Source organism: Variovorax sp. R-27, from assembly GCF_049913215.1.
Lineage (GTDB): Bacteria > Pseudomonadota > Gammaproteobacteria > Burkholderiales > Burkholderiaceae_C > Variovorax.
The window spans coordinates 3144005-3168296 of the sequence record NZ_CP183984.1; the positions used below are offsets into that span (position 1 = coordinate 3144005).

Here is a 24292-nt window from a genome sequence, read left to right on the forward strand (position 1 = left end):
TCGAAGGGACGACGGCCCGATGAAGCCGCCAGGCAAGCTGCAGCTGGAAGTGATCCACGAACGCTCGCCGGCCGGCGGCCTCTCGGCGCACATCCTGCCCACGTCGGCCACCATGATCGGCGTGTGCATGACCGTGATGTCGATCGGGCACCTCGGGCCGCGGGACGACATGCGGCTGCTGATCGATCGCCTGCTGGCCGTCGACGCGCTGGTCTTCCTGGCCAGCGCGTTGCTGTCTTTCATCTCGATGCGCGCCCGCAGATCGGGTGCGCGGCTCGAAGCCTGGGGCGAGATGGTCTTCATCGCCGGCCTCGGCCTGCTGGCGCTGGGGGCGGTGACGCTGGCGTTCGCGCTGCGCTGAAAGAAGCTCCTCAGGCCCGTGCGCAGGGCCAGTCGAGCTGCATGCGCGCTCCCCCGGTTGCGGGATCCACCGTTTCGATCTGCAGCCGCGCGCCGATGGACTGGGCTCGCGCATGCATGTTCGCGATGCCGTGTCCCCTGTGCCCACCACCGGGGGGCGCCGTCGGCAGGCCGCGTCCGTTGTCCGTGAGCACGATGCGCACCAGCGACGGAGTCTCGTCGCCATGCCAGCTCGCATGCATCACGATGCGCGTGGCCGCCGCGTGCTTCAGCACGTTGGTGAAGGCTTCGAGCAGGATGCGCTGCAGCTGCAGGGCCGCCCGCGCGGCGAAGGGCTCCAGCGGCGGAATGACTTCCACGTCCCACACCAGTTCGATGCCGGCTGCGTCGAGCCGCGGCTGCAGGCGGTAGCGCAGGGTGGCCAGCACGGTCGGCAGGTCGTCGTGCGTGGGCTGCAGCGAATCGACGGCCATGCGCATTTCGTCGAGCGCGAGCTTCACGTGCTCCTCGATCACGGCGCGGTCCGGCTTGGCCTGCGTCACCACGTTGAGCAGGCCCACCAGCTGCGAGCCCACGCCGTCGTGGATCTCCCGCATGATGCGCTGGCGCTCCAGCAGCACGGCCTGCTCCTGATTCTGCTGGCGCACGGTTTCGAAGGCGCTGCGCAACTGATCTTCGCGCTCCGCCACGCGGGCCGCGAGGTTGGTGTTGAGCGCGCGGTAGTCGGCCACGGTGCGGCTGTAGCGCTCGACCACGAGGCCGGCCAGGATCATCACGAAGAAGAACATCGCGTGCGCCGTCAGCGTGAAGTAGGCGCCGCCGAAGAGACCCATGCGCACCAGCAGCAGATCGTGCGCGCCGGCCAGGATGGCCAGCGTGCCCGCCGCCATCAGCACGCCCGCGATGCGCCGCCGATCCACCAGCGCGCCGTACACCACGTAGGGCAGGCAGACGATGCTGGTCAGCTGCAGGACGACCAGGCCGGCGGTCCACAGCGAAGGCCGCGCAAAGGCGAAAGAGGCGCAGGCCAGCGTGACCGACAGCGCGAGCGCGGCGTGGATCGAGCGCACCAGCCACGGCGGATTGCGCTCGAGCACCAGCAGCACGAAGCGCGCGATCAGCCCGATGTGGCAGGCATAGCAGACCGCCACCACTGCGCCCCACAGCGGCCAGGGAATCGGCACGTCGGGCCACACGCGGTCGAGGTTGCGCGCCACGCCCGAGAGCGCGGCCAGCGCGAAGCAGCCGTAGAGCGCATCGCGCTGGCGCAGCCACAGGCCGCCGGCAATGCCGCCCATCAGCAGCAGGCTGACGGCATACACGATGGCCGAGGTGTTGCGCCAGCTTTGCCGGTCGCGATAGAGCGCCGCGAGCGAGGCCTCGGTGCCGTACTGGACGCTGGCCAGCCCCGCGCCACGCTGGCGCTGGATGGTCGTGCGCACGACCAGCGACTGCGGCTGGCCCGTACGGTGCAACACGGCCGGAACCGGAACCAGCAGGTTGCTCTTGGTCGCGTCGTGCTTCGGCACGCCCAGCGTGCCGAAGCTGGCCACCAGCGCGTCGTTGAACGAGATCGCCACCTGGTTGCCCGCGCCCGACATCAGCAGGGCCGAGGGTTCATCGCCCGGCACTGCGGCGGCAGGCAGGTCGATGCGGTAGGTCGCCTTGCCCCCGAGGCCGGGAAACTCGTGGTCCCAGCGAAAGGGCAGCTGCACCCGGCGCTTCTGCGCCGGCAGGCCATCGGGTTCGAGCGTGGCCTCGGCCGAGCTTATGTCGATGGAGCCGGGCGTCCCGGCGGCATGGGCGTGGACGCCTGCCAGCGCAAGCCACAGGCACAGCAGCGCCGCAAAGAGCTGGCGATGAATGCCGCCGGCCACACTAGGGAAGCCAACCGAGGTTGCGCGCCTCGAACACCGCTTCCGATTTGTTGTGCACATCCAGCTTGCCGTAGATATTGCGGATATGGGTTTGGACCGTCGACGCCGAGACTCCCATCTGCGTTCCGACTTCGACATAGGTGAAACCACGAGAGACCAGGTCGAGCACCTCGAACTCGCGTGGCGACAGGCGTTCGGGAGCGATCGTCGAAGCGCTCGGTGCGGTGCTGGCGGGCTTGGCGGCAGCGGGTTGCTGTTGCCGTGGCGCTCCGCCCGAATGAGCCTGCCAGCGCCGCAGCAGCTTGCGCGCGATCACCGGCGACATCGGCGAGCCGCCGGCGCGCAGGTGGCGGATGTGGGTGGCGAGGTCGGCCTCGGTGCCGTCCTTCAGCAGGTAGCCGCTGGCGCCGGCCTCGAAGGCCTGGACCATGTTGGCCTCGTCGCCGAAGATCGACAGCACCATCACCGCGCAGGCCGGCTGCATGTTGCGGCACTGGCTGATCACCTGCAGCCCGGGGCGGTCGGGCAGGCCGAGGTCGACCAGCAGCACGTCGATGGGGTTGTCGACCAGCCAGCCGAGGATGTCGGCGGCGTTGGAGGCGCTGTAGGCCAGGCTCAGCGACGGGTCGGCATCGACCACGCGCGAGATGCGCTCGCGCATGCCGGTGTCGTCTTCGACGAGGGCAACCTGTGTTTCTGCGGTCATGCTTGCGCCGGCCCGGGGAGGCTGTATGCGCTCATGCAGGACGTGGGGGCGAGGCGCATGGAGAAGGCTCTGGGTTGCTGCTGGATGGCGCAAAGAGTAGAGGGCAGCCCACGTGCCGCCCATCCTATATACGGGGGAGGCGGCCCACCGCTTTCCGTGGCTTGCGCGCCGCCTTGCCGAGCCGCTCGGCCACGAGCGCCAGGTGCTCGACCAGTTCCTTCGGCGATTCGACCTCGAAGTCATGCGGCAGGCAGCCAAGCCAGACGGCCAGCGCGTCGAGCGAATTGGCGCCGGTGGCGATGCGCGTAGAGCCTTCGTCGATGGCCTGCGGTGTGCCGCTGACCCAGCCGAGGTACGGCTCGAGCGCCTTGGCAGATGCATGCACCACGACCTGCGCATGGTGCAGATAGGGCGACACCTGCAGCGCGTGTTCCATGTAGGCCGCGACGTCGCCGTGGGGCAGTCGGCGCGGCGTGAATCGCGCACCGGTGGGCGTGGGTTCGACGATGCGGTCGAGGCGGAAGGTGCGCCAGTCCTGCCGCGCCGTGTCCCAGGCCAGCAGGTACCAGCGCTGCCCGGTCTGCACCACGCGGTGCGGATCCACCGTGCGTTCGGTGACGGCGTCGTGGTGGTCGCGATAGCCGAAGCGCAGTTCGAGCCGGTCGGTGCAGGCCTCGGCAAGAAAGGACACGGCCTTCAGGCGCACCGGCGACTTGCCGCGCAGCACCGGCACCACCGACGCGCGCACGCTGTCGAGCCGGCGGCGCAGGCGCGGCGGCATCAGCTGTTCGAGCTTGGCCAGCGCGCGCATCGAGGCGTTCTCGATGTCGCCCGCGGCGCCGACCGGGTTGCCCAGGCCGAGCGCGACGGCGATGGCTTCTTCGTCCTCCAGCAGCAGCGGGGGCAGGGCAGTGCCCGCGCCCAGCCGGTAGCCGCCTGCCACGCCGGAGGTGGAGTCGACCGTGTAGCCGAGGCTGCGCAGGCGGTCCACGTCGCGGCGCAAGGTGCGCTCGGTGATTTCGAGCCGGGCGGCGAGTTCGGCGCCCGTCCAGGAGCGTTGTGCCTGGAACAACGAAAGAAGCCGGATCAGGCGTGCAGAGGCAGACAGCATGTGCGCATGATGCCCGCGATCGAGGACAGGATCTGTCCGCAATGGGTCGTAGCCTTGGCTTTCATCTCAACCCCGGGACACAGACCCATGAAGAAGACATACAACGGCAGCTGCCATTGCGGCAAGGTTCGCTTCCAGGCCTTGATCGATCTCGCCGAGGGCACGGGCAAATGCAATTGCTCGATCTGCACCAAGGCCCGCGCATGGGGCGCGATCGTGAAGCCGGAGGCCTTCACGCTGCTGTCGGGAGAAGAAGACTTGTCGCTGTACCAGTTCAACACGCACAGCACCGAGCACCTGTTCTGCAGGCACTGCGGCATCCGGTCGTTCGGGCGCGGCAATGTGCCCGAGATCGGTGGTGCCTACGTCAGCGTGAACGTGAGCTGCCTGGACGACGTCACGCAGCAAGAGCTGTCGGCGGCACCCGTCCGGTACATGGACGGGCGCAACAACAACTGGTTCGAGCCGCCGGCCGAAACGCGCTACCTCTGAACGAGGCGGGCAGGCCGGCGATGTGCGCTACTGCGCCTGCTTGCTGCTGCGGCGCTGCTGCTTTGCAGCTCCCGGCGCCGAGGTTTGCGAGGGCGCCGCACCGCCGTCCACGCCCAGGCGGCCGCCACCGCCGAGGCCCTGGCCGCGCACCGTCTGCGCCTTGTAGTTGCGCAGCGAGCGGACCATCTGGTTGAACGCGTCCATGAAGGCCGCGGCAATCACCTTGCCCTGCGGCGTGCGCGTGTAGCCACCAATGCCGCCCGCGGCGGAAAGGCCGCCCAGGCCCGCAAAGCCCGCGAAGTCGGTCTTGGAGGCGCTGCCTTCGGCGGCCGCAACCTGCACGCCAGAGCGGTTGTCGATCAGGGTCAGCAGCGCGCTGGCTTCCTTGGTCTGCATGCTCGCGCCCAGTTGGGCGATGGCGCGGCCGCGGCCGCCACCCACCAGGCCGCCAAGAGCGCCACCCAGGCCGCCGGCGTCGCTGTTGCTGAAGACGATCTCGGGCGACAGGCCGTAGTCGGAAGCCACCATCTGGCCGCGACCGAAGTTGCTGCCGCCGCGCATCTCGCCCGACTGCATCAGCGCGCGCTCGCGCGTCATGGCGTTCATGCCGGCTGCACCGCGCTCGACCACCACGAAGCAGTTCGATTGCTGCACCAGCAGGCGCAGCAGGTTGGCAGTGGGAGGCAGCTTGTATTCGCCGGTGAGGATGGTGTACCAGCCCGCATTCACGTTCTCGATCAGCGAGACCGTGCCGAGTGGCGAATCGCAGCGCTCGAGCTGGCTGCTTTCGCCGGAGGTTGCGCTGCCTGCGGCGCTGCCGGTGGCCACGGTCTTGGCCGACTGGCTGCCCATTTGCATGTCCATGGTCTGGCAGCCTGAAAGGGCCAGCAGGCCCGCGAGTGCACTTGCGAGAGAGAGTTTGGAAAAAGCCATGTCCGATCTGTCAGGTGAAAAGAATGAGATGCCCGGTGCGGACGTCGCTTGATCAAGACCGAAGATGGAATTGCCATGGCCTGTACGACCTCCCGATTCGACGCGCCGCCGGCGACCGCGCGAACATACATTCCGTGTGTCCGGTGCACCAGTGCCGAAAGTCATGGGCATGCGGGCGTGGCCCACCCGACAGCTACAGTCGGGCCTTCACTCCGAGGAGCTTTCAGATGGCAACCAGGAAGAACGTCGTTGGAGAAGCGGCAGCGGCACTGACCCGCCAGCAGGTGCAGCAAGCCCTGGCCATCGCAGGGGCCTCGAACTTCGCCGGAGCCGCCGACCCGGCTTTCGTCGGCTCCATCCTGGTGGCCCTGGCCGTCAACACCAGCGCCGTGAGCGCGACCATCGACAGCGCAAAGGACCGCACCGGCGTCGTCATGAAGCACTGATCGACCGACCTGGAGGCACAGGCATCGTCAACGCGTGTATTCGCCGTTGGCCTCCGGCTGGAACAGCACAGCGACCACGCGCGCCGCGCCTTCCGCGCCGTTGGGCATCTGCCAGCGTGCGAGCGTGCCCGTTCTCACGCCCAGCAGGCCGATACCTACGGGCGACAGCACCGAGACGAAGCCCTCACCCGGCTGCGCGTCGCCGGGGTAGCAGAGGGTGATCTTCTGCCGCTGGTGCGTGGCAGGGTCTTCCACCTCCACCTGGGAATTCATCGTCACGATGTCCGGAGGTACCTCGCGCGAGGGCAGCACGTCCGCCGCATCGAGAAGCTCGGTGAGCGCGGGAGGAAGCTGCTGGCCCGGCAGTTTGCCGAGACGGACGAAGTCGAGTTCGGTGAGCGTGCGCTCCCCGTGAATGGTTGCAAGCATGAAGCACTCCAGTTGAATGCGACCTCGCCCTGTGCAGGAGAGCGGGCGAAGTCGCTGCCGCGCGGCGCGTGCCCGGCGGTCAATGGTTCGCGCATCAGGAAGGAAGGTAGCGGACCGCCGGGCTCAGGAAAGTGCGCAGGTGTGTCGCAAGACCGCCGTGGTCGCCGCAGCGGCAACACCCGCGCGACGGCTGGCCACTACCTGGGGCAGGGCTGCGCGTGCAGGGTGTTTGCGGAACACGGACGAGGGGGCCATCCGGACGAGTGTAGGGACGTGCTGCGAGACCATCAAGCAATGGCCTCACGTGCCTTGCCGATAAGCGCGGTGTGGTCCGAGGTGCTGCCTGAGGAAAGCCAGCACCTGCGACAAGGTCACGAAGCGCTCGCGCGTCGGATGGGAATCAGCAGATCGGTGCGCAGTTCGGCCGGCGAGACCTTGCGGGACGAGTTCAGGTAGTGCTCCAGCGTGGGCCGGTCGTCCGGCTCGTAGCCGCTGGCCGGCAGCCACCGGACATAGAGGGCGCGCACGGCCGCGTTGATCTGGGAGTAGGGGCCGGCCAGGCGGTGCACGGCGTAGCAGCCACCGGGAATGTCGAGCATCTGGACCTCGGCGTCTTCCGGCCAAGGGTCGGGCGATGCGACGGCGGCGTAGTACCTGAAGCTGGCCGAGTCTTCGGGTTCGTTGAACGAGGCGCCCCACCGGTCCGAGATGACTCGCCCACCGGCCTGCAGGCGCAGCCGCCGATGGGTATGGGGAATGGTCGCGAACGACCCCTGGTGCCGCAGCGCGTGCAGCCGCTGCGCCGGGCACTCGACGATCCGCACGGCCGGTGCAGCGCCTTCGTTGTTCTCACCGGAACGCGGCAGCGCATCGACGTCGAGGATCGCTCGCGCCATCTGCTGCTGGAATGCGCGCGGCGACTGTCCGGTGAACTGGCCGAAGGCGCGCGTGAAGGCTTGCGGGCTCTCGTAGCCCACGGCCAGCGCGACCTGCGTGACGCTCTGGGTACCGCCTTCCAGCAGGCGGGTGGCGAGCGCCAGCCGCACGCGGCGGACCGTGGCGGCCACCGTTTCGCCGGCCACGCTTGCGTAGACGCGGTGAAAGTGAAAGGGCGAGAAGTGCGCGAGCCGCGCGAGGTCTTCGAGCCGGTGATCGGCCATCGGGTCCGCGACGATGGCCGCGACCGCGCGCGCCACGCGGGCCCGGTAGTCCTGCTCGGTTCGACGGCTTTCCATGCGCGGGAGTTTGCGCGCTTCGCGGGGCCCGTACTTAGCCGACTTTGCGCATATTCAAAAAGATGCCGGGGCTTGCTGATCTGCCCGAAGAAAGGCTCCAAACGCGGATTTGTTCACAATTGAATACATTGGTGCTAATCTAGAGTTGCGGTCTGTCACACCATCGTCATGGCGTGCATCTGGAGCCGTCTTTGAAGCACCCGCATTTCTTCGCCCTTGGTGTCCTTCCCCGCACATGCCTTTTCGGCGCGCTGCTGTGGTCGGCGGGCGACGCGATGGCGGCCTGCACCAGCACTTCGGGCGTGAGACTGCAGGCCACGGCGGGCTCCGTGTGCAGCGCGGCCGGCAGCTACGGCAGCAGCGGCGTGCCCGGGGGGCAATCAGCACTGGGCGCATCGGGCGGCGGCATCGTCAATGCCGCGGGCCTCATCACCATGACGATGTCCCAGAGCGGCATCAACGGCGTGTACGCGACGGGCACCGGCTCGCAGATCAACCTGCTTGGTGGCCTGACGCTGGACCGCCCCGGCGCAAGCACGGGCATCCGCGGCCTGCGCGCGGCGAGCGGGGGCACCGTCACCGTGAACGGGCCGTTGTCGATCACGCTGTCCAACGGGGCCAGCAACTACGGCATTTACGCGGAGCTGGCGAACACCCGCGTCATCCTGAACGGCGACACCAGCATCACCATGGGAGCCGGGGCTTCGTACTCTCCCGGCATTCGCATGACTACGGGGGCGAGCCTCGTGTCGAACGGTGCGATGGTCATCAGCGCGGCTGGCGACTCGAGGTCCGATGCGATCGCGACCGATCTTGGCGGCACCGCGCAACTCAACGGCAGCCTGAACCTGAGCGTGAGCGGCCAGCAGGCCTCGGCGCTCAAGATCACCAGCGCCGGAACCATCACCTACACGGGCACGGCAAGCCTGAACAACTCGGGCCTCAACGGGTCGGGCATCCGTGCGGTCACGGGCGGCGTGGCAACGGCCGCCGCATCGTCGAGCACCACGATCCATTCGAGCGGCATCAACAGCATCGGCATCTCGGTGCGCGATGCCGGCTCGCAGGTGAACCTGGCGGGCCCCGTGGCGATCCAGGCTACCGGCGTCACTCAGGCGAACACGCCAAGCGGCACGCAGGAGTCGTACGCCGCGGGCCTGCTGGTCACCGGCGGCGGCGCGATCAACGCGACGGGCTCGCTCGCGATCACCACCACCGACGCCAGCAGCTACGGCGCCGCGATGCTCGCCAGCAGCCCTTCGATCAGCGCCACCGGCACCGGCTCCATCACCGCCGCTGGCAGTGCGCTGGGCTTTCTCTCGGGCTCGGGCCAGACGGCAAGCTTCGACGGCTTTGCAATCACAAGCGCATCGGGCGACCTCGTGCGCGTCGATGCAGCCACTGGCGCGGTGCTCACATTGAAGAACACGAGCGCCACCGCCAGCAGCTCCGGCAACCTGCTGCAGGCACTAAACGGCAGCAGCCTCACTTTCACCGCCGATCGCAGCACGCTGAGCGGCAACGTCGTGACGGACACCACCAGCGTCGTCGACATGCGCCTGTTGAACGGTTCCAGCCTCGCGGGCAGCATCGATCCGGTGGACCTCACCGTCGATGCCACGAGCCGCTGGACGATGACAGGCAGCTCGTCGCTGAGCAGCGTGACGCTCGCGGGGCGAATCGACTTCCAGCCGCCGGGCTCTGCGGGCTCAGGCTTCGTGCCGCAGACGCTCACCGTCAACGGCAACTGGGTGGGGCAGGGCGGCATCGTGGGCATGCGCACTGCCCTCGGGGACTCCGGCTCACTGACTGATCGCATCGTCATCAACGCAGGCACCGTGAGTGGCACCACCACGCTGCAAGTGAGCAATGCAGGCGGCCTCGGCGCATTGACGACGGGCGACGGCATCATGCTCGTGAGCGCCATCAATGGAGCGACGACCACGGCGCAGACCACGAAGAATGGCTTCTCCCTGGCTGGCGGCCATGTGGACGCCGGCGCCTACGAGTACCGCCTCTACAGCGCGGACGCCTCAGGGGCCGGCGAGAACTGGTACCTGCGCTCGACCGCGCCGGCGACCGCGAGTCCGACAGGCCCGGCCACCGCGACCTTGCCAACCTACCGCGCCGAGGTTCCCCTGTTCGCCGCGCTGCCGTCGCAACTTCGGCGGGCCGATCTGGCGATGCTGGGCAACCTGCACCGGCGCATGGGCGATGGCGATGGTGTCGCGTCGAATGAAAGTGCGCCGCAGGGCCAGCGTGCCGCATGGGGCCGGCTGGTGTACGCCGACATCGACCTGCGCCAGCAGGGCACGGTCGCGCCCTCAAGCGACGGGCGCCTGCGCGGCTTCCAGACCGGTGTGGACCTGTATGCGCCAACGGGCTCGGCATGGCGCGCCGGTGTGTACGTCGGCCAGCTCGAAGGCCGCGTCGGCGTGCAAGGCTTTGCGCGTGGCGTGCAGGGCACTGTGGGCAGCAACGACCTGCGCTCGCGCTACCTGGCGGCCTACGCCACGTGGAAGGACGATGAGAACGATCGCTATGCCGACGCCGTCCTGCAGGGCGGCAGCCACCGCTACGGCGTTGAAGCGACGGGCAACCAGGCCAGCTGGGGCAAGGGCCGCAGCCTGCTGGCGTCGCTGGAGGTCGGACAGGCCTTCGGGCTCGCTCCGGGCTGGCGCATCGAGCCGCAGGCCCAGGTCGTCTATCAGAAGCTGAAGCTCGACGACGCAGTTCTCTCCGGTGCCAATGTGTCGCAGCAAACCGGTGGCGGTTGGCTAGGCCGCCTTGGCGTACGCGTGCGCGGTGAAGTTGCAACGGCCGCCGGCCTGCTGCAGCCCTATGCACGCCTGAACCTCTACAGCGCCAGCGCGGGCACCGACGTCGCGCAGTTCATCAACGCGGCGGCCGTCACGCGCATCGCCAGTGCCACCGGCTACCGCAGCGTGGAGCTGGCCGGTGGATTTACCTTGCCGCTTTCGCGAGCCGCCAGTGTCTATGGCGAGATCGGTCGCCTCTATGCGATGGGCGGCGACACGCGGGCACGGTCGTCGTTGCAAGGGTCTGCTGGCGTGCGCGCGCGCTGGTAGCGTTGTGAAGCGAAGAAAAAGAAAAAGCCCGCTGTCCATAAAAGACAGCGGGCTTTCCAGAGGCCTTGCGGCTTGTATTGGCTCCTCGACCTGGGCTCGAACCAGGGACCTACGGATTAACAGTCCGGCGCTCTACCGACTGAGCTATCGAGGAACAGCCTCAAATTATATGCAATGGATTTGTCGATCCTGGCCGGCCGGCTGCATTTTTTGCGTCGGTGCGATGACTGCCCGCAACACCTCCGCCACAGCGCAATTGAAAATGCCCCGCTACCTTTTGAGTAGCGGGGCATTCAGAGGCCTTGCGGCTTTGTATTGGCTCCTCGACCTGGGCTCGAACCAGGGACCTACGGATTAACAGTCCGGCGCTCTACCAACTGAGCTATCGAGGAACAAGCCTTAGATTATAGCGTGCTTTTTTACAACTTCTCAAGAGTGCGTTCAAAGCGCAACGCTCAGGCCCAGACGCAGCGTGCGCGGCGCACCCGGGAACAGATACACGTGGCTGAACTGGTAGGGCGATTCCTTCCAGTAGCGGCGGTCGAACAGGTTGTCGACGGCAAGCGTCCAGCTCGTGTTCACGCCGCGCAGCTTGGTGTCGTAGCGCAGCACCGCATCGACGCGTGTCCACGAAGGCAGCGTGATCGAACCATCGGGCAGCACGTTGCGCCGGCCCTCATACGAAAGCTGCCCCGCGATTTCAAGGCCCGGCACCGATGCGACGCGGTACGCAGCCTGCGCACGCAGCACTTCCTTGGGCACGTTGGTCGGCGATTGCCCATTGAGCGCCGGATTCGCAGTGCTGCCGCGCCGCTTGGCATCGATCACCCCGACGCTACCACCGACGCGCCACGGCCCCTGGCTCCATTGCGCACCGGCCTCCAGGCCGCGATGCACCGCGCGCCCGTCGTTGCGCACTTCGCAATAAGCGCCGCACAGGTCGATGTTGGTCATCGGCCGCGAGATGTCGAACCACGCCACTTGCCAGTTGAAGGCCTCGCTGCCGCCCTTCAGGCCCAGTTCCCATTGGCGTGAGGTGAGCGCGGGCAGTGCCTGCCCCGCGTTGCTGTACTGCGAGACCCTGTTCGGCACGACCTGCGACTCGACACCCTTGCCCCAGCTTGCATAGGCCAGCAGCCCCGGCTGGATGGTGTAGCTCGCCGCGATCCACGGCGTGGTCACGTCCTGCTTGTACCCGGTCGGGCTCGAGCCGTCGTTGCCGATGCTGCTGCGGTCGAGCCGCGTGTGGCGCACGCCGAGCCAGGTGGTGAAGCGATCGTTCCAGCGGATCGCGTCCTGCACCGACAGTTCGGTCGAGCGCTCGTCGCGGTTGGTCTGCGGCGTGGTGGCGTCCGGGCTCGCCGGCACCACGGCTGTGCCCCAGATGTTGCCGGTGCCCGCGTAGTTGTAGGCCTGGTTGTCGAAGCGGTTGCGCACGCGGCTTTGCAGCAGCCCGAAGCCGAGCTCGTGCCGCACGCTGCCCGTCATCACATTGCCCTTGAGGTTGAGGCTGCCCGCCGTCTGCGTGCGGCGCTCGTTGTCGCTGCGGAAGTCGTAGACGTCGAAGGTGCCGTCCGAGCAATACCGGTCGTAGTTGCCTTCGGCGCTGCAGCCGAAGGCGTAGGCCAGCCGGTCGTCGCTCTTCAGCCGCTGCTGGCCGATCTGCGCGCTCCAGCGCCAGTCGGCATTCAGAGCCTGGCTGAAGCGCACCGTGCCCGTCAGCGCCTTGAACACCGAGGGCTGCGACCACGGCTGGTTGTTGAGGTTGATGCGCGGGTCGACCGGTGCCGGCAGCACGTTGCCCAGCAGGCTGTAGCCATTCTGGCTCGGCTGCGTCTTGCGGCTTTGCTCGATCTCGAACTCCAGCACTGAGTCGCGCGTGATGCGCCAGTCGGCCGCGAGCGAGAACAGGTTGCGGTTGCCGTCGAGGTTGTGCGTCAGCGGCTTGAGGTTTTCGCTCGCCACGTTGAGTCGGTAGCCGAACTGGCGGTCTTCACCGAAGCGCCCGCCGAGGTCGAGCGCGCCGAGCACGCTGCCACGGCTCGTGGTCTCGATGCGCACCGTGCGCAGGTCCTGCTCGGTGGGCCGCTTCACGACGTAGTTGACCAGCCCGCCCGGCGCGCTGGTGCCGGCCTGGATGCCGCTGGTGCCGCGCAAGATTTCGACGCGCTCCTTGTTGTCGAGCGGAATCGATGTCTCGGCGCTGATCGGCAGGCCTTCGCGCCGGTAGTTGAAGCGGTTGTCCAGCACGAAGCCGCGCACCGTGAGGTAGTCCCAGTAGCCCGCGGAGTTGTAGGCGTCTGTGACCGAGGCGTCGAACTGCGTGAGGTCGGCGAGCCGGCGTGCGCCGCTGTCGCGCAGCTGCTTGCTGTCGATCACCGTAGCCGAGATCGGCAGCTCGCGCAGCGGCACGTCGCCAAAGCCGCTGACGTCGGCTTGCGGCGCTGCGGCCGCGTCGTTGACGGTGACTTCAGGCAGCGCGGCCTGTTGCGCGTTGGCGCTCCAGGCCGTGGCAAGAAGGGCGGCGGCGATGGCGCACGAGAGAGGCGAGAGGGTATGTTGCTTCATTCTGTTCAGTTGCTGACCGTGGCGGCGCTCATGGCTGCCATCCATTGCGCGGCCGTGGCCTCGGGGTCTTCGGCCGCGACCAGCGCGCGCACCACGGCGACGGAGCCGACGCCGGTGGCCAGCACCTCGGGCAGCCGCACGGCATCGATGCCGCCGATGCCGACCTGCGGATAGCCGCGCAGCAGGCGTGCATAGGCGCCGAGCCGGGCCGCGCCCTGCGGCGCGGTGGCCATCTTCTTGAGCGTGGTCGGGTACACCGCGCCCATCGCGATGTAGCTCGGGCTCACCTTGTCGGCGCGCACCATCTCGGCATAGCCGTGCGTGCTGACGCCCAGCCGCAGGCCCGAAGCGCGCAGTTGCGCCAGTTCGTCGGGCGAGAGCGCGTCCAGGTCTTCCTGGCCGAGGTGGATGCCGTAGGCGCCGGCCGCGGTGGCGACCTGCCAGTGGTCGTTGATGAAGAGCAGCGCGCCGGTGCCTTGCACCGCTTCGACGGCCGCCTGCACTTCGCGCTCGATGGCAGCAGCATCGTCGGACTTGAAGCGCAGCTGCACCGTCGGTACTCCTGCACGCGCCATGCGGCCGACCCATTGCGCGTCGGGCAGCACGGCATACAGGCCGAGCCGTTCGGGGCAGGTCGGAAATGCGTCATCGCGCGCGGTGGGTGGAAACGGCCGCATGCCGAAGTCTTCGGGCGCGTCGGGCCACAGCGTGGCGTCGAAGTTGCTCAGGCGTTGTGTCTGTGCGCGCCAGGCATGGGCCAGGCATTCGGCATCGATCTCGATGAAGCCGAGGGCCGTGCAGGCCTGCTTGGCGCCGCGGTAGACCGGATCGTCCGAAGAGAAGTTCGGTGCACTGATGGGCGCGGATGTAATGGCACCAAAGCGCAGCCCGTGGGCCGCGACAATGGCGTGCGCGATGGCGCGGGCGTCGCTCGCGGTGCTCATGGTGCGTGATGCCAGAAGGGCGTGCCGAGTACGGGCGTGCTCGGCTGGGCGGCGTCTTGCGCTGCCATGGCGCCGGCGCGATATGCGGTGCGGCCAGCCTGCACCGCGTCGGCGAAAGCGCCCGCCATCGCGACCGGGTCTTGCGCCAGCGCAACGGCTGTGTTGAGCAGCACGCCGTCGTAGCCCCATTCCATCACCTGGCAGGCATGCGACGGCAGCCCCAGGCCCGCGTCGACCAGCATCGGCACCTTCAGCCGATCGCGCAGCACCTGCAGCGCATAGGGGTTGACCGGCCCGCGGCCGGTGCCGATGGGTGCGGCCCATGGCATCACCGCCTGGCAGCCGACATCGACCAGTCGCTGGCACAGCACCAGGTCTTCGGTGCAATAGGGCAGCACCTTGAAGCCGTCGCGGATCAGCTGCGAGGCCGCATCGACGAGGTTCAGCGTGTCGGGCTGCAGCGTGTAGTCGTCGCCGATCAGCTCGAGCTTGATCCACGGCGTGTCGAACAGCTCGCGCGCCATCTGCGCGGTGGCGATCACTTCCTGCACGCTGTGGCAGCCGGCGGTGTTGGGCAGCACCGGCACGTCGAGCTTGCGCAGCAACTCCCAGAAGCCGTTGCCAAGGTCGCTGTTGCCCGAGCCCTGGCTGGCAGTCTGGCGGCGCAGCGATGCGGTCAACATCGCTGGCCTTGCGCGCTTCACGGCGGCTTCGAGCAAGTCGGGCGAGGGGTAGCGCGCAGTGCCGAGCAGCAGGCGGCTCTGGAAGGTTTCGCCGTAGAGCACCAGTGGGTCGTTCGTGGTCGTCATGTTCTTTGTCTCCATCATTCAGCCGCCCGTCACGGGGCGGATCACTTCGATGCGGTCGTCGGACTGCAGTGCGCGCGCGGCATACGCCGAACGCGGCACGAACTCGCGGTTCACGGCCACCGCGAAAGGCGGCGTGGCGTTCAGTGCGGCCAGCGCATCGGTGAGCGTGGCGTGGTCGGGCAGCACGAAAGGCTTGTCGTTGATCAGGATGTTCATGTGTCGGAGATCTCCATGCCGAAGCTCCTTGCGAGGGCCGAGTGGCCGTGCGCGAGCAGCTCCATCGCGGCGTCGAGCAGCGCGGGCGCGATCATGAAACCGTGGCGGTACAGGCCGTTGATCTGCAGCACGCGCGGCTGCGGCTGGCGGATGGCGGGCAGGTTGTCGGGCAGCGTGGGGCGGCACTGCGTGGCGATCTCGACGATGCGCGCTTCGGCGAAGCCGCTGTGCACGGCATAGGCGGCGCTCAGCAGTTCGAGCGTTGAGCGCACGCTGGCGGGCGACATGTCTTCGGACTCGATCTCGGTCGCGCCGATCACGAACAGGTTGCCGGGCTTGGGCGCGATGTAGAGCGGGTAGCGCGGATGCACGAGGCGGGTGGGGCGTTGCAGGCTCACTTCGGGCGCATGGACGCGGATTACTTCGCCGCGCACGCCGCGCAGCGCGCTCCACTGGGGCTTGGCGCCGAGGCCGCGGCAGTCGATCACCCAGTCGGGCTGGCCTGTCGTGCCGGGTGAAAAATCAGACGGTGCGCGTGGCGATTGCCAGTGCAGCGTGACACGAGGGCTGGCCTGCAGCGTCGCGAGCAGCGAGGCCAGCAGCGCACGGTTGTCGAGCTGGCCTTCGCCGGGCAGGAACAGGCCCTGCGCAAAGCGCTGGCCCAGTGAAGGTTCCAGCGCTGTGATGGCCGGGCCGTCGAGCGTCTGCATTGGCGCGAGTTCGGGCACCTGCGCGCCGGTGCGGGCGAGCACGCGTGCAAGCCGCGCGGCTTCGGCGCTGTCCTGCCGGTGCCAGAGCACCAGCGTGCCCTCGCGCTGGAAAAAAACGGGCTGCGCCAGCAAGGCCAGCAGTTCGGGCCAGCGCGAGAGCGCGTGCTGCCCCATGCGCACGACCGACACCGGCGCCACGGCCGATTCGGCAAGCGGCGCGAGCATTGCCGCGGCCACGCGTGCGGCTGCGCCTTCGGCATCGGGACTGCCAGCTTCGAGCACATCGACCTTGCAGCCAGCCTGCGCGAGCGTTGCCGCCAGCAGGCGGCCCATGAGGCCCGCGCCGAGGATGGCGGCCGATTGAAAAGGAAGGCTCACAGCCGTGCTCCTTCGCATTGCCGATACCGCCGATAATTTTCGGCATGACCCAAGGACCCACCCAGCGCTACGCACGCGTGCTTTCCATCGCCGGCTCCGACAGCGGCGGCGGCGCCGGCATCCAGGCCGATCTCAAGACCTTCGCGGCCCTTGGCTGCTACGGCATGACGGCCATCACCGCGCTCACCGCGCAGAACACGCTCGGCGTATCGGGCATCCACGGTGTGCCGCCCGATTTCCTCAAGGCGCAGATCCAGGCCGTGGTGGAAGACATCGGCGTCGATGCCGTCAAGCTCGGCATGCTGCATGCGCCCGAGGTGGTCGAGGTGGTGGCCTGGGCCATCGACCGCTACCAGCTGAAGAACGTGGTGCTCGACCCCGTGATGGTCGCCACCAGCGGCGACCGCCTGATCGCCGCCGAGACGGTGCAGGTGCTGGTGCGCGAACTGTTCCCGCGCGCCGTGGTCGTCACGCCCAATCTCGACGAGGCGGCCTTGCTGATCGGCCATGCCATCGATGGCGTCGATGCGCTCGATGACGCGGCAAACGAGTTGCTCGCGCTCGGCGCGAAGGCAGTGCTGCTCAAGGGCGGCCATCTGCCGGGCGATGAGGTGGTCGACGTGCTGCTGCAATCCGGCGGTGAGCGCAGGCGCCTGGCTTCCAGGCGCATTGCCAGCCGCAACCTGCACGGCACGGGATGCACGCTGTCGTCCGCCATTGCCGCGCACCTTGCGTTGGGTGCGGCGCTGCCCGAGGCGGTCGAGCGGGCACGCGCCTACATCCTCGGCGCGATGGCTGCCGGTGCGGATGTGAAGATCGGCGCGGGTCATGGCCCCCTCAACCACGGCTTTGCGCCAGTGCCGACGCACCGCCTGCCGTTGTCAGCTTCGGCCGGCTGAGCCAGGCCAGCACGAAGGTCGCCGCCAGCGTTGGCAGGGCAGAGCCGAACTGCGGCGCCCACTTGGCCAGCGCGTGATACGCCGCGATGCCCGCGATCCAGATCAGCGCCGCGCCGAAGTCGATCTGGCGCGTACCGGCCAGTGATACCGACTGGCCGCTGCCCAGCCGCCCGATGATCACGCCGTACAGCGGCACGAACACCGAGCTCAGAAGCAGCAGGAAGGGCTCCAGCGTGTGCATCGGCAGCACCAGCGCCAATGCGATGCACAGCGCGGCCAGCAGCAGGCCCCAGCGCTTCACGCTCCATCGCGGCAGCAGGCTGTGCGTGGAGACCGAGCCCGAATAGACATCGCCGTACGCGTTGTCGAGCTCGTCGATCAGGATCAGGCCCAGCGCCACCAGTCCGCCTTGCGCCAGCAGCAGCGCGGTGACGAGGCTCACGCCGGGCTCGGCCACGCTCACCACCATCACGCCCAATGCGTAGCACCAGATGTTCGCCAGCGCATAGCCGATCCAGGTGCCGCTGAACGCGCTGCCCAGGCCGCCCTTGCCGGGTGCACTGCGTTTGCCGTGTCGCGCGTAGTCGGCCACCAGCGGCAGCCACGACACCGGCATCGCAATCACGAGATCGAGCGCGCTGAACATGCCCATCGTGCCGTCGCCCGGACGTGCCCAGAAGGCATCCAGGCCCTTGGCTTGCAGCCGTGTCGCGAATTGCCATGTGAGCCAGAGCAGCGACAGCACCACCAGCGGCAAGCCGAAGCGGCTCACGAAGCGCCTCACCAGCTTGACCATCGAGCCCGCGAGCAGCGCCAGCAGCACCGCGCCCCACAGCAGCGTGGTCAGCACGCCGCCCCAGGCGGTGCCCAGCGAGGGGCCGACCACCGACTGGCCGATGGCCTGCGTACCTTCCCGCATGATGACCAGTTCGAAGGTGGTCCAGCCCACCAGCTGCACGATGTTGAGCAGCACCGGCAGCCGGGCGAAGGCGCTTCCGTAGGTGGCGTGCATCAGGCCGGCGCTCGCCAGGCCGCTCTCGCAGCCCAGCCGCGCGGTCCAGGCCAGCAGGCCGGCGCCGACGCAGGAGCCGAGCACGATGGCAATGACCGCATCGCGCGTGCCCACGGCCGGCACGAGGTAGGCGCCGATCTGCATCACCAGCAGGCCCACGCCGAGGCTGAACCAGAGCGAGGCATGGTCGTGCCAGCCGAACACGCGTTGGGACGCGGGCAGCGGCGTCAGCGCCTCGTTCGAGACGGTCGCGTCGTTGTTGTTGTCGTTTGCCATCCATTTGCTCCAGTGCAAAGGTTTGGCAGGTGGGCGGGGCCCGAGCGACACGGCCGTCACGCGAGAGAACGTGAGAGGCCACCGGACCAGCTTCCCTGCGCGAGGATTACCTCAATCAGGTTCAAAGGGACTTTCTCAGCCGGACGGCAAGCCGCCCAACACCCCTAGCAAGTACGCCGCGAGGAACCCACGGCGCGGGCCGGAGTTTATCCCCTGCGGGGAAGCCGCAACAGCATGCGTGCCTTTGCGAGGCAGGGAAAACCCGCAGAGCGTGCACAGGCCACGAGAGAATCGGCGTCCAAAGAAGAACTGCCAATCAAAGAAACGGGAGCGCGCGCCGATAAGCGAGCAGGAACAAGAAATGAAGAAGGACTTGCATGGCAGATAGGGATTTCGCTGGCACCGGCCTACGGCGCTTCAGGGTCGACGTAGGCACCATCATCTGCGCCGTCGCGCTGTTGCAGTCGCTGCTGCTGGTGGCATTCGGCTACTGGGCCGCTGAGAAGCTGGTGTCCAGGGTGGGCACGGCCTCGCACAAGATCAACCATGACCGGGTCGAGGACAACGTGCTCGCCTTCCTCGCCAAGACCGAGGGAGTCATCCGATCGATTGCCGACTCTCCCAGCGTGCACGCCACCGGCGAGGATGGCGAACAGACCGCCGAGATGCTCTGGACCATGCTCGAGCAGACCCCCGAGCTCGACAGCATCAACGTGGCCACCGACGACGGCCACGTCTTGATGGCTGTGCGCTACCCGACCCCGGCTATCCGGCAGGTGTTGCGCGGCCCCGACTTCAGCACCGAAACCTGGCAGTACAAGCGCTCGCCCGACGCCGAGGGCGGCGACGCGAAGCAGCGCTTTGCTACGACGGCCATCACGGCCTATCGCAGCGACTTCGACCCCGAGAAGCGCACCTGGTACCGGGAGGCCATGAAGGCGCATGGACCCGTGTGGACCCAGCCTTTCCTGATGAGCGACTCACAGGAGCTTGCAATCGGCCATTCATTGCCCAGCGCACGTGTCGATGACGAGGGGCACACACGCCGGCTCGTGATCGACGGCAACGTGTCGCTGGGGCATCTGTCGAAGCTCGTGCGCATCTTCGGCGCGCTGGGGACCGGCGAGAGCGCCTTGCTGAGCGCCGACCATCACGTGATCGCGCGCAGCGACCACCCCGACCCGGTGCGCGAACTGGAGTCGCCAGACACCGGCGTGCTTGGTGCCTTGCATGCGCGCATGCTTGCCGCGGGCAAGGCGGGTGGCGCCGACGACATGGCTTTTTCCATCGAGCATGAAGGGCGCAAATACCTCGTGCAGACCTCGCACATCCCGCACACCCGGTGGCAACTCGTCAGCTGGGAGCCCGAAGACCTGCTGCTCGGGGGCCTGCATCGTTCGGTGCTCTGGGCGCTGCTGCTGACGCTGAGTTTTCTCGGCATCGCGCTGTTCATCTCGCTGCGGCTGTCGAAGCTCGTGACCCAGCCGATCGAAAACCTCGCGCTTGTCGCGCGCCGCATCGGGCGGCTGGAGCTAGACAACCTGCCGCTCGAGCCGAGCCGGGTTCTGGAGATCCAGCATCTGAACCAGGCGCTGGACGAATCGGCGCGCAGCCTGCAGGCCTTTCGCAAGTTCGTGCCGGTGGACATCATCCGCCAGCTCGTCGCCGAGGGCCACGCGCTCGCGCCCAGCGGCTCGCCGCGCCGCATCACCGCGATGTTCACCGACGTGGAGGGCTTCACCACCATCTCCGAATCGATGGAAGCCGACGTGCTCGTGAGGCAGCTGACCGAGTACTTCAACCTGGCGGCCGGTATCTTTGCGCGGCATGGCGGCGTGGTCGACAAGTTCATGGGCGACGGCATCATGGTGCTGTGGGGCGCGCCGTCCGACCTGGAGGATGCGGAATACCGGGCCTGCGTCGCGGCGCTCGAACTGCATGCCGAAATGGACGTGCTCAACGGCAAGTGGCGGGGCGAAGGCCTGCACGAGTTCCGCACGCGCGTAGGCATCCACACCGGCCACGTGATCGCGGGCGTGCTCGGGTCGAGCAACCGGCTGTCTTACACCGCCATCGGCGACGCGATCAATGCGGCAAGCCGCATCGAGGGCGCCAACAAGGAACTGGGCACGCGTACGCTGATCTCGCAGACGACATTCGAGGGACTGGGTGGGCGGCTCGCCACCCGCCGCATCGAGGAAACGACCGAGCTGCGCGGCAGGCAGGCGCGCATGGTGCTGTACGAGCTGTTCGGGCCTACGCAGCCCTGACCTTGCGCGCGAACGCCTCCAGCCCGTCGATGGTGATCTGGATGTGTCGCTCGAAGCTGCTGTCGAGCGGCACGGTGGTGCCGTTATCCCAGCGCAGGATGAAGGCTTTGTTGGCCAGTTGCGCCAGGTTGCGCGTGAGCACCGGGTGGTCGAGTGGGCGAATCGTGTGCACGCGCTCGCGCAGCTCCTCGGCCCAGGCCTGGGTGTTGTCCACGGGCAGGGGCGAGAACTCCATCGTCAGGAAGCCCAGCATTGCGGCGACCACGCAGTTGTAGGCCTCCAGCAGCGGCTCGCCCTCGAAGCCGGCCTCGGTCAGCGCCGCCAGCACGCCTTCGACCAGCTCGATCGGCAGGCTGCCGTTCGACACCAGCTGCGCGCCCAGCAGCTGCGCCACGTTCGGGTGGCGCCGCACCGCGGTGCGGCAGCGGCGGAACAGTTCGGTGATCCATGCCTGCCAGTCGAGCTTGCCGGGCGGCGGCGTGACTTCGGCCATGACGGTGGCGGCCACTTCGGCCAGCAGTGCCTCGCGCGTGCTCACGTGCCAGTGCACGGTGGCCGGATAGACATCGAGCCGCGCCGCGACCTCGCGCATGCTGAAGGCGCCCAGGCCGAATTCGTCGATCTGCGCCAGTGCGACTTCGGCGATGCGTTGTTTCGTCAGACCGCCACCGCCGGCGGGGCGGCCGGCCGTACGGGGCTTGGGAGGCGATTTCTTCGTCATGGTTGCGGCCATTGTGCGGCAGCCGGGTTGACTGTATAAACAATATTAATTGAGCACTGACCAATAAACTGCGCCGCAAACGACGATCGCATCACCACCCGAAGGACATCCGCCATGACCCATGCCGCCATCGACCAGGCTCTTGCCGGCGCATACCAGCGCTTCACCGAGAGCAACCCCGCCAGCCGCCATCAGTTCGAGGAGCAGGCGCGCTACATGCCCGGCGCCAACAGCCGTTCGGTGCTGTTCTACGCGCCGTTTCCGCTGACCATTGCCAAGGGAGAGGGGGCTGCGCTGTGGGATGCCGACGGCCACCGCTATGCCGACTTCATCGCCGAGTACACGGCCGGCGTCTACGGCCACTCCGCACCCGAGATCCGTGAAGCCGTCATCGAGGCGATGCAAAGCGGCATCAACCTCACGGGCCACAACCTGCTCGAAGGCCGGCTGGCAAGGCTTATCTGTGAGCGTTTTCCGCAGATCGAGCAGTTGCGCTTCACCAACTCGGGCACTGAGGCGAACCTGATGGCGCTGACTGCCGCGCTGCACTTCACGGGGCGTCGCAAGATCGTGGTGTTTGCGGGCGGCTACCACGGTGGCGTGCTGGGTTTCGGCGCAAAGCCGCTGCCGACGACGGTGCCGTTCGATTTCCTGGTGCTGCCCTACAACGATGCGCAAACGGCGCGCGAGCAGATCGAAAGGCACGGCGCCGAGATCGCCGCCGTTCTGGTCGAGCCGATGCAGGGGGCGAGCGGCTGCATTCCGGGGAGCCTCGACTTCCTGCAGGCGCTGCGCGAATCGGCCACGCGCGTCGGTGCGTTGCTGGTTTTCGACGAGGTGATGACCTCCCGCCTGGCGCCGCACGGGCTGGCGAACAAGCTGGGCATTCGGTCAGACATCACCACACTGGGCAAGTACATCGGCGGCGGCATGTCCTTCGGCGCTTTCGGAGGGCGTGCCGACGTGATGGCGCTGTTCGACCCGCGCACCGGGTCGCTGGCCCACTCGGGTACCTTCAACAACAACGTGCTGACGATGGCCGCCGGTTATGCAGGCCTCACCAAGCTGTTCACGCCCGAGGCGGCCGGCGCGCTGGCGGAGCGGGGCGAGGCGATGCGGGCGAGGCTCAATGCGCTGTGCGTGAAAGAGGGCGTTGCGATGCAGTTCACCGGGCTGGGCTCGCTGATGAACGCGCATTTCGTGGGCGGCGAGGTGCGCAGCGTCGACGATCTGGCACCAGTCGATGGCCGCCTGCGTCAGCTGCTTTTTTTCCACCTGCTGAGCGAGGGCATCTACACCTCGCCGCGCGGCTTCGTCGTGCTGTCGCTGCCATTGGCGGATGCGGATATCGACCGCTACGTGGCCGCCATCGGCAGCTTCATCGGCGAATACCGGGCGCTGCTGCCTGGCGCGCGTTAACGGGAGCCGGAAACGCCCAGCAGCTCGTGCAGACGCGTGCTGGTGGTCGTGTACTGTAGCGGCACGGCCTTGCCCGGGAACACGATGGCCGTGGCGCCCCAGGCGGCCAGAGTGGCCTCGTGGAAGCCGCAGACGATGAGCTTCTTCTTGCCCGGGTAGGTGTTGATGTCGCCCACCGCGAACACACCGCGCTCGCGGGTTTCGTATTTCTCGGTGTCGACAGGCACCTGTTTGCGCTCCAACTCCAGGCCCCAGTCGGCGATGGGGCCGAGGCGCGGCGAGATGCCCAGGCATGCGATCAGCGCGTCGAGCGGCAGATCGACCGTGGTGGCGTCAGGCGTGGTGATCTGCAGTTGCTTGCCGTCAAAGGCAGTGGGCTGGCCGACCTTGAAGGCCAGCTTGCCCGCGGCCACGAGGGCGCGCATAGCTGAGATGTTGGCCTCGTCAGCCTGGAAGCCGTCGCGCCGGTGCACCAGCGTGACCTGCTTCGCGATCGCCGTGAGCGCGATGGCCGTTTCGAGCGCGATGTCGTCGCCGCCATTCACCACCACTGTCTGCCCGGCGAAGCGGTCCAGCGAATCGGGGTGATAGAAGAGCGAGCTGCCTTCGAACTGCGCGATGCCTTCGATGGTGATGCGCTTGGGTACGAAGGCCCCGACGCCGGCCGCGATGAACACCGTCTTCGCCAGGAAGGCGGTGCCGACCGAAGTCGTCAGCAGCAACCGGTCGTCAGCCTGGCGCTCCAGCGTGGCAACCTGCTCGCCGAAATGAAACTGCGGCTTGAACGGCGCCACCTGCTGCAACAGCGACTGCGCCAGACCGCGCCCGCTGGTCACCGGCGTGCCGGGAATGTCGTAGATCGGCTTGTCGCCATACAGCGCCACGCACTGGCCGCCCGCGGCGGGCAGTGCATCGACGATATGACAGGAGATTTCGAGCAGGCCCAGCTGGAAGGCCTGGAACAGCCCCACGGGGCCGGCACCGACGATCAGGGCGTCGGTTTCGATGGGGGTAGCCAAGGTGCTCAGCGCACCAGCTCCCCGATCTTGTCCGTCTTGTCTTTCCACTCTTCGGCGTCAGGCAGGGCGGGCTTGCGCTTGGTGATGCTCTTCCAGCCGTCGGCCAGGGCCAGCTCGGCGTTGATCTTGATGAAGGCGATCTGGTTGGCCGGCAGGTCTTCCTCGGCGTAGATCGCGTTGACCGGGCATTCGGGGATGCAGACCGCGCAGTCGATGCATTCGTCCGGGTCGATCACCAACATGTTGGGACCTTCGCGGAAGCAGTCGACGGGGCAAACGTCCACGCAGTCGGTGTATTTGCAACGGATGCAGGCTTCGGAGACGACGTGAGTCATTTGTCTTTTAACGTCAGTGTGAGATCGGGGGAAACCCG

General features: G+C 67.7%; 22 protein-coding genes, 2 tRNA genes and 1 riboswitch. Of the genes, 7 read left to right on the plus strand and 17 right to left on the minus strand.

Annotated elements, in window-relative coordinates; all coding sequences use genetic code 11:
- Positions 1–19 precede the first annotated feature (19 nt).
- Positions 20–361: a hypothetical protein gene (locus tag ACN9MV_RS14600; RefSeq protein WP_093054465.1), complete on the plus strand. Its 342-nt coding sequence runs from the start codon at positions 20–22 to the stop codon at positions 359–361.
- Positions 362–371: 10 nt separating this feature from the next.
- Here ACN9MV_RS14600 and ACN9MV_RS14605 read toward each other — a convergent pair whose 3' ends face one another.
- From ACN9MV_RS14605 to ACN9MV_RS14615, 3 genes are all read right to left on the minus strand, one after another.
- A complete protein-coding gene (locus ACN9MV_RS14605; protein WP_426392857.1) occupies positions 372–2237 on the minus strand; it encodes a sensor histidine kinase in 1866 nt (621 codons plus the stop codon).
- Position 2238: 1 nt separating this feature from the next.
- Positions 2239–2943 carry a response regulator transcription factor gene (locus ACN9MV_RS14610; protein WP_093054469.1) on the minus strand — a complete coding sequence of 235 codons (705 nt, stop codon included), beginning with the start codon at positions 2941–2943 and terminating at the stop codon, positions 2239–2241.
- Between the two features lie 124 nt (positions 2944–3067).
- Positions 3068–4054, minus strand: a complete 987-nt coding sequence (locus ACN9MV_RS14615; RefSeq protein WP_426392859.1) for a helix-turn-helix transcriptional regulator — start codon at positions 4052–4054, stop codon at positions 3068–3070.
- Positions 4055–4141: 87 nt separating this feature from the next.
- On the opposite strand from ACN9MV_RS14615, the gene ACN9MV_RS14620 reads away from it, so the two are divergent.
- Complete coding sequence (locus ACN9MV_RS14620) at positions 4142–4546, plus strand: GFA family protein (protein ID WP_426392861.1); 405 nt, start codon at positions 4142–4144, stop codon at positions 4544–4546.
- Between the two features lie 27 nt (positions 4547–4573).
- Here ACN9MV_RS14620 and ACN9MV_RS14625 read toward each other — a convergent pair whose 3' ends face one another.
- Positions 4574–5479, minus strand: coding sequence for a CsgG/HfaB family protein (locus ACN9MV_RS14625; protein WP_093054475.1), 906 nt, complete (start codon positions 5477–5479; stop codon positions 4574–4576).
- Between the two features lie 227 nt (positions 5480–5706).
- Here ACN9MV_RS14625 and ACN9MV_RS14630 point away from each other — a divergent pair, with 227 nt between their 5' ends.
- Complete coding sequence (locus ACN9MV_RS14630; protein WP_426392862.1) at positions 5707–5925, plus strand: hypothetical protein; 219 nt, start codon at positions 5707–5709, stop codon at positions 5923–5925.
- 27 nt (positions 5926–5952) lie between these two features.
- Here the strand turns inward: ACN9MV_RS14630 and ACN9MV_RS14635 are convergent, their stop codons facing one another.
- Complete coding sequence (locus ACN9MV_RS14635; protein WP_093054479.1) at positions 5953–6354, minus strand: GreA/GreB family elongation factor; 402 nt, start codon at positions 6352–6354, stop codon at positions 5953–5955.
- Between the two features lie 371 nt (positions 6355–6725).
- Positions 6726–7589 (minus strand): AraC family transcriptional regulator, encoded by an 864-nt coding sequence (locus ACN9MV_RS14640; protein WP_426392865.1) that lies wholly within the window; start codon positions 7587–7589, stop codon positions 6726–6728.
- A 191-nt stretch (positions 7590–7780) separates the two neighbouring features.
- Here ACN9MV_RS14640 and ACN9MV_RS14645 point away from each other — a divergent pair, with 191 nt between their 5' ends.
- The gene (locus tag ACN9MV_RS14645) at positions 7781–10678 is read left to right on the plus strand and encodes an autotransporter domain-containing protein (RefSeq protein WP_426392867.1); all 2898 of its coding nucleotides are present in this window, start codon (positions 7781–7783) and stop codon (positions 10676–10678) included.
- 78 nt (positions 10679–10756) lie between these two features.
- On the opposite strand, the gene ACN9MV_RS14650 is transcribed toward ACN9MV_RS14645, so the two are convergent.
- The 7 genes from ACN9MV_RS14650 to ACN9MV_RS14680 all read right to left on the minus strand — a co-directional run bounded on the left by ACN9MV_RS14650 (position 10757) and on the right by ACN9MV_RS14680 (position 16303).
- Positions 10757–10832, minus strand: a tRNA-Asn gene (locus tag ACN9MV_RS14650).
- A 162-nt stretch (positions 10833–10994) separates the two neighbouring features.
- Positions 10995–11070 (minus strand) — tRNA-Asn (locus tag ACN9MV_RS14655).
- 49 nt (positions 11071–11119) lie between these two features.
- On the minus strand, positions 11120–13246 hold the full coding sequence (locus tag ACN9MV_RS14660; protein ID WP_426392869.1) for a TonB-dependent siderophore receptor: 2127 nt from the start codon (positions 13244–13246) through the stop codon (positions 11120–11122).
- 5 nt (positions 13247–13251) lie between these two features.
- A complete protein-coding gene (locus ACN9MV_RS14665) occupies positions 13252–14190 on the minus strand; it encodes a thiamine phosphate synthase (RefSeq protein WP_426392871.1) in 939 nt (312 codons plus the stop codon).
- On the minus strand, positions 14187–14999 hold the full coding sequence (locus ACN9MV_RS14670) for a thiazole synthase (RefSeq protein ID WP_093075251.1): 813 nt from the start codon (positions 14997–14999) through the stop codon (positions 14187–14189). The genes ACN9MV_RS14665 and ACN9MV_RS14670 overlap by 4 nt, the downstream gene beginning before the upstream one ends.
- Positions 15000–15017: 18 nt before the next feature.
- Positions 15018–15215: a sulfur carrier protein ThiS gene (gene thiS / locus ACN9MV_RS14675; RefSeq protein ID WP_093074833.1), complete on the minus strand. Its 198-nt coding sequence runs from the start codon at positions 15213–15215 to the stop codon at positions 15018–15020.
- Entirely contained in the window at positions 15212–16303 is a 1092-nt protein-coding gene (locus ACN9MV_RS14680) for an FAD-dependent oxidoreductase (RefSeq protein WP_426392873.1), read from the minus strand. The genes thiS and ACN9MV_RS14680 overlap by 4 nt, the downstream gene beginning before the upstream one ends.
- 44 nt (positions 16304–16347) lie before the next feature.
- On the opposite strand from ACN9MV_RS14680, the gene thiD reads away from it, so the two are divergent.
- The gene (thiD, locus tag ACN9MV_RS14685; protein ID WP_426392875.1) at positions 16348–17202 is read left to right on the plus strand and encodes a bifunctional hydroxymethylpyrimidine kinase/phosphomethylpyrimidine kinase; all 855 of its coding nucleotides are present in this window, start codon (positions 16348–16350) and stop codon (positions 17200–17202) included.
- Here the strand turns inward: thiD and ACN9MV_RS14690 are convergent.
- Positions 17141–18490 carry a purine-cytosine permease family protein gene (locus ACN9MV_RS14690; protein WP_426392877.1) on the minus strand — a complete coding sequence of 450 codons (1350 nt, stop codon included), beginning with the start codon at positions 18488–18490 and terminating at the stop codon, positions 17141–17143. The two genes, thiD and ACN9MV_RS14690, sit on opposite strands and share 62 nt — an antisense overlap.
- Positions 18491–18565: 75 nt before the next feature.
- Positions 18566–18666, minus strand: a riboswitch (TPP riboswitch).
- Between the two features lie 201 nt (positions 18667–18867).
- Between ACN9MV_RS14690 and ACN9MV_RS14695 the strand changes: the two genes are divergently transcribed.
- A complete protein-coding gene (locus tag ACN9MV_RS14695; protein ID WP_426392878.1) occupies positions 18868–20760 on the plus strand; it encodes an adenylate/guanylate cyclase domain-containing protein in 1893 nt (630 codons plus the stop codon).
- Here ACN9MV_RS14695 and ACN9MV_RS14700 read toward each other — a convergent pair.
- On the minus strand, positions 20747–21481 hold the full coding sequence (locus ACN9MV_RS14700; RefSeq protein ID WP_426392880.1) for a TetR/AcrR family transcriptional regulator: 735 nt from the start codon (positions 21479–21481) through the stop codon (positions 20747–20749). The two genes, ACN9MV_RS14695 and ACN9MV_RS14700, sit on opposite strands and share 14 nt — an antisense overlap.
- 114 nt (positions 21482–21595) lie before the next feature.
- On the opposite strand from ACN9MV_RS14700, the gene ACN9MV_RS14705 reads away from it, so the two are divergent.
- Positions 21596–22900 carry an aspartate aminotransferase family protein gene (locus ACN9MV_RS14705; RefSeq protein WP_426392882.1) on the plus strand — a complete coding sequence of 435 codons (1305 nt, stop codon included), beginning with the start codon at positions 21596–21598 and terminating at the stop codon, positions 22898–22900.
- Here ACN9MV_RS14705 and ACN9MV_RS14710 read toward each other — a convergent pair.
- On the minus strand, positions 22897–23967 hold the full coding sequence (locus ACN9MV_RS14710) for an NAD(P)/FAD-dependent oxidoreductase (protein WP_426392884.1): 1071 nt from the start codon (positions 23965–23967) through the stop codon (positions 22897–22899). The genes ACN9MV_RS14705 and ACN9MV_RS14710 overlap by 4 nt on opposite strands.
- On the minus strand, positions 23925–24254 hold the full coding sequence (gene fdxA, locus ACN9MV_RS14715; RefSeq protein WP_056599092.1) for a ferredoxin FdxA: 330 nt from the start codon (positions 24252–24254) through the stop codon (positions 23925–23927). The genes ACN9MV_RS14710 and fdxA overlap by 43 nt, the downstream gene beginning before the upstream one ends.
- Positions 24255–24292 lie beyond the last annotated feature (38 nt).

Coding starts and splice junctions, on each gene's coding strand:
- ACN9MV_RS14670 (WP_093075251.1), bottom strand. CDS start 14,999: ATGACGACCACGAACGACCCACTGGTGCTCTACGGCGAAACCTTCCAG.
- thiD (WP_426392875.1), top strand. CDS start 16,348: ATGACCCAAGGACCCACCCAGCGCTACGCACGCGTGCTTTCCATCGCC.
- ACN9MV_RS14620 (WP_426392861.1), top strand. CDS start 4,142: ATGAAGAAGACATACAACGGCAGCTGCCATTGCGGCAAGGTTCGCTTC.
- thiS (WP_093074833.1), bottom strand. CDS start 15,215: ATGAACATCCTGATCAACGACAAGCCTTTCGTGCTGCCCGACCACGCC.
- ACN9MV_RS14700 (WP_426392880.1), bottom strand. CDS start 21,481: ATGACGAAGAAATCGCCTCCCAAGCCCCGTACGGCCGGCCGCCCCGCC.
- ACN9MV_RS14640 (WP_426392865.1), bottom strand. CDS start 7,589: ATGGAAAGCCGTCGAACCGAGCAGGACTACCGGGCCCGCGTGGCGCGC.
- ACN9MV_RS14615 (WP_426392859.1), bottom strand. CDS start 4,054: ATGCTGTCTGCCTCTGCACGCCTGATCCGGCTTCTTTCGTTGTTCCAG.
- ACN9MV_RS14630 (WP_426392862.1), top strand. CDS start 5,707: ATGGCAACCAGGAAGAACGTCGTTGGAGAAGCGGCAGCGGCACTGACC.
- ACN9MV_RS14705 (WP_426392882.1), top strand. CDS start 21,596: ATGACCCATGCCGCCATCGACCAGGCTCTTGCCGGCGCATACCAGCGC.
- ACN9MV_RS14600 (WP_093054465.1), top strand. CDS start 20: ATGAAGCCGCCAGGCAAGCTGCAGCTGGAAGTGATCCACGAACGCTCG.
- ACN9MV_RS14665 (WP_426392871.1), bottom strand. CDS start 14,190: ATGAGCACCGCGAGCGACGCCCGCGCCATCGCGCACGCCATTGTCGCG.
- ACN9MV_RS14635 (WP_093054479.1), bottom strand. CDS start 6,354: ATGCTTGCAACCATTCACGGGGAGCGCACGCTCACCGAACTCGACTTC.
- ACN9MV_RS14690 (WP_426392877.1), bottom strand. CDS start 18,490: ATGGCAAACGACAACAACAACGACGCGACCGTCTCGAACGAGGCGCTG.
- ACN9MV_RS14610 (WP_093054469.1), bottom strand. CDS start 2,943: ATGACCGCAGAAACACAGGTTGCCCTCGTCGAAGACGACACCGGCATG.
- ACN9MV_RS14660 (WP_426392869.1), bottom strand. CDS start 13,246: ATGAAGCAACATACCCTCTCGCCTCTCTCGTGCGCCATCGCCGCCGCC.
- ACN9MV_RS14695 (WP_426392878.1), top strand. CDS start 18,868: ATGGCAGATAGGGATTTCGCTGGCACCGGCCTACGGCGCTTCAGGGTC.
- ACN9MV_RS14625 (WP_093054475.1), bottom strand. CDS start 5,479: ATGGCTTTTTCCAAACTCTCTCTCGCAAGTGCACTCGCGGGCCTGCTG.
- fdxA (WP_056599092.1), bottom strand. CDS start 24,254: ATGACTCACGTCGTCTCCGAAGCCTGCATCCGTTGCAAATACACCGAC.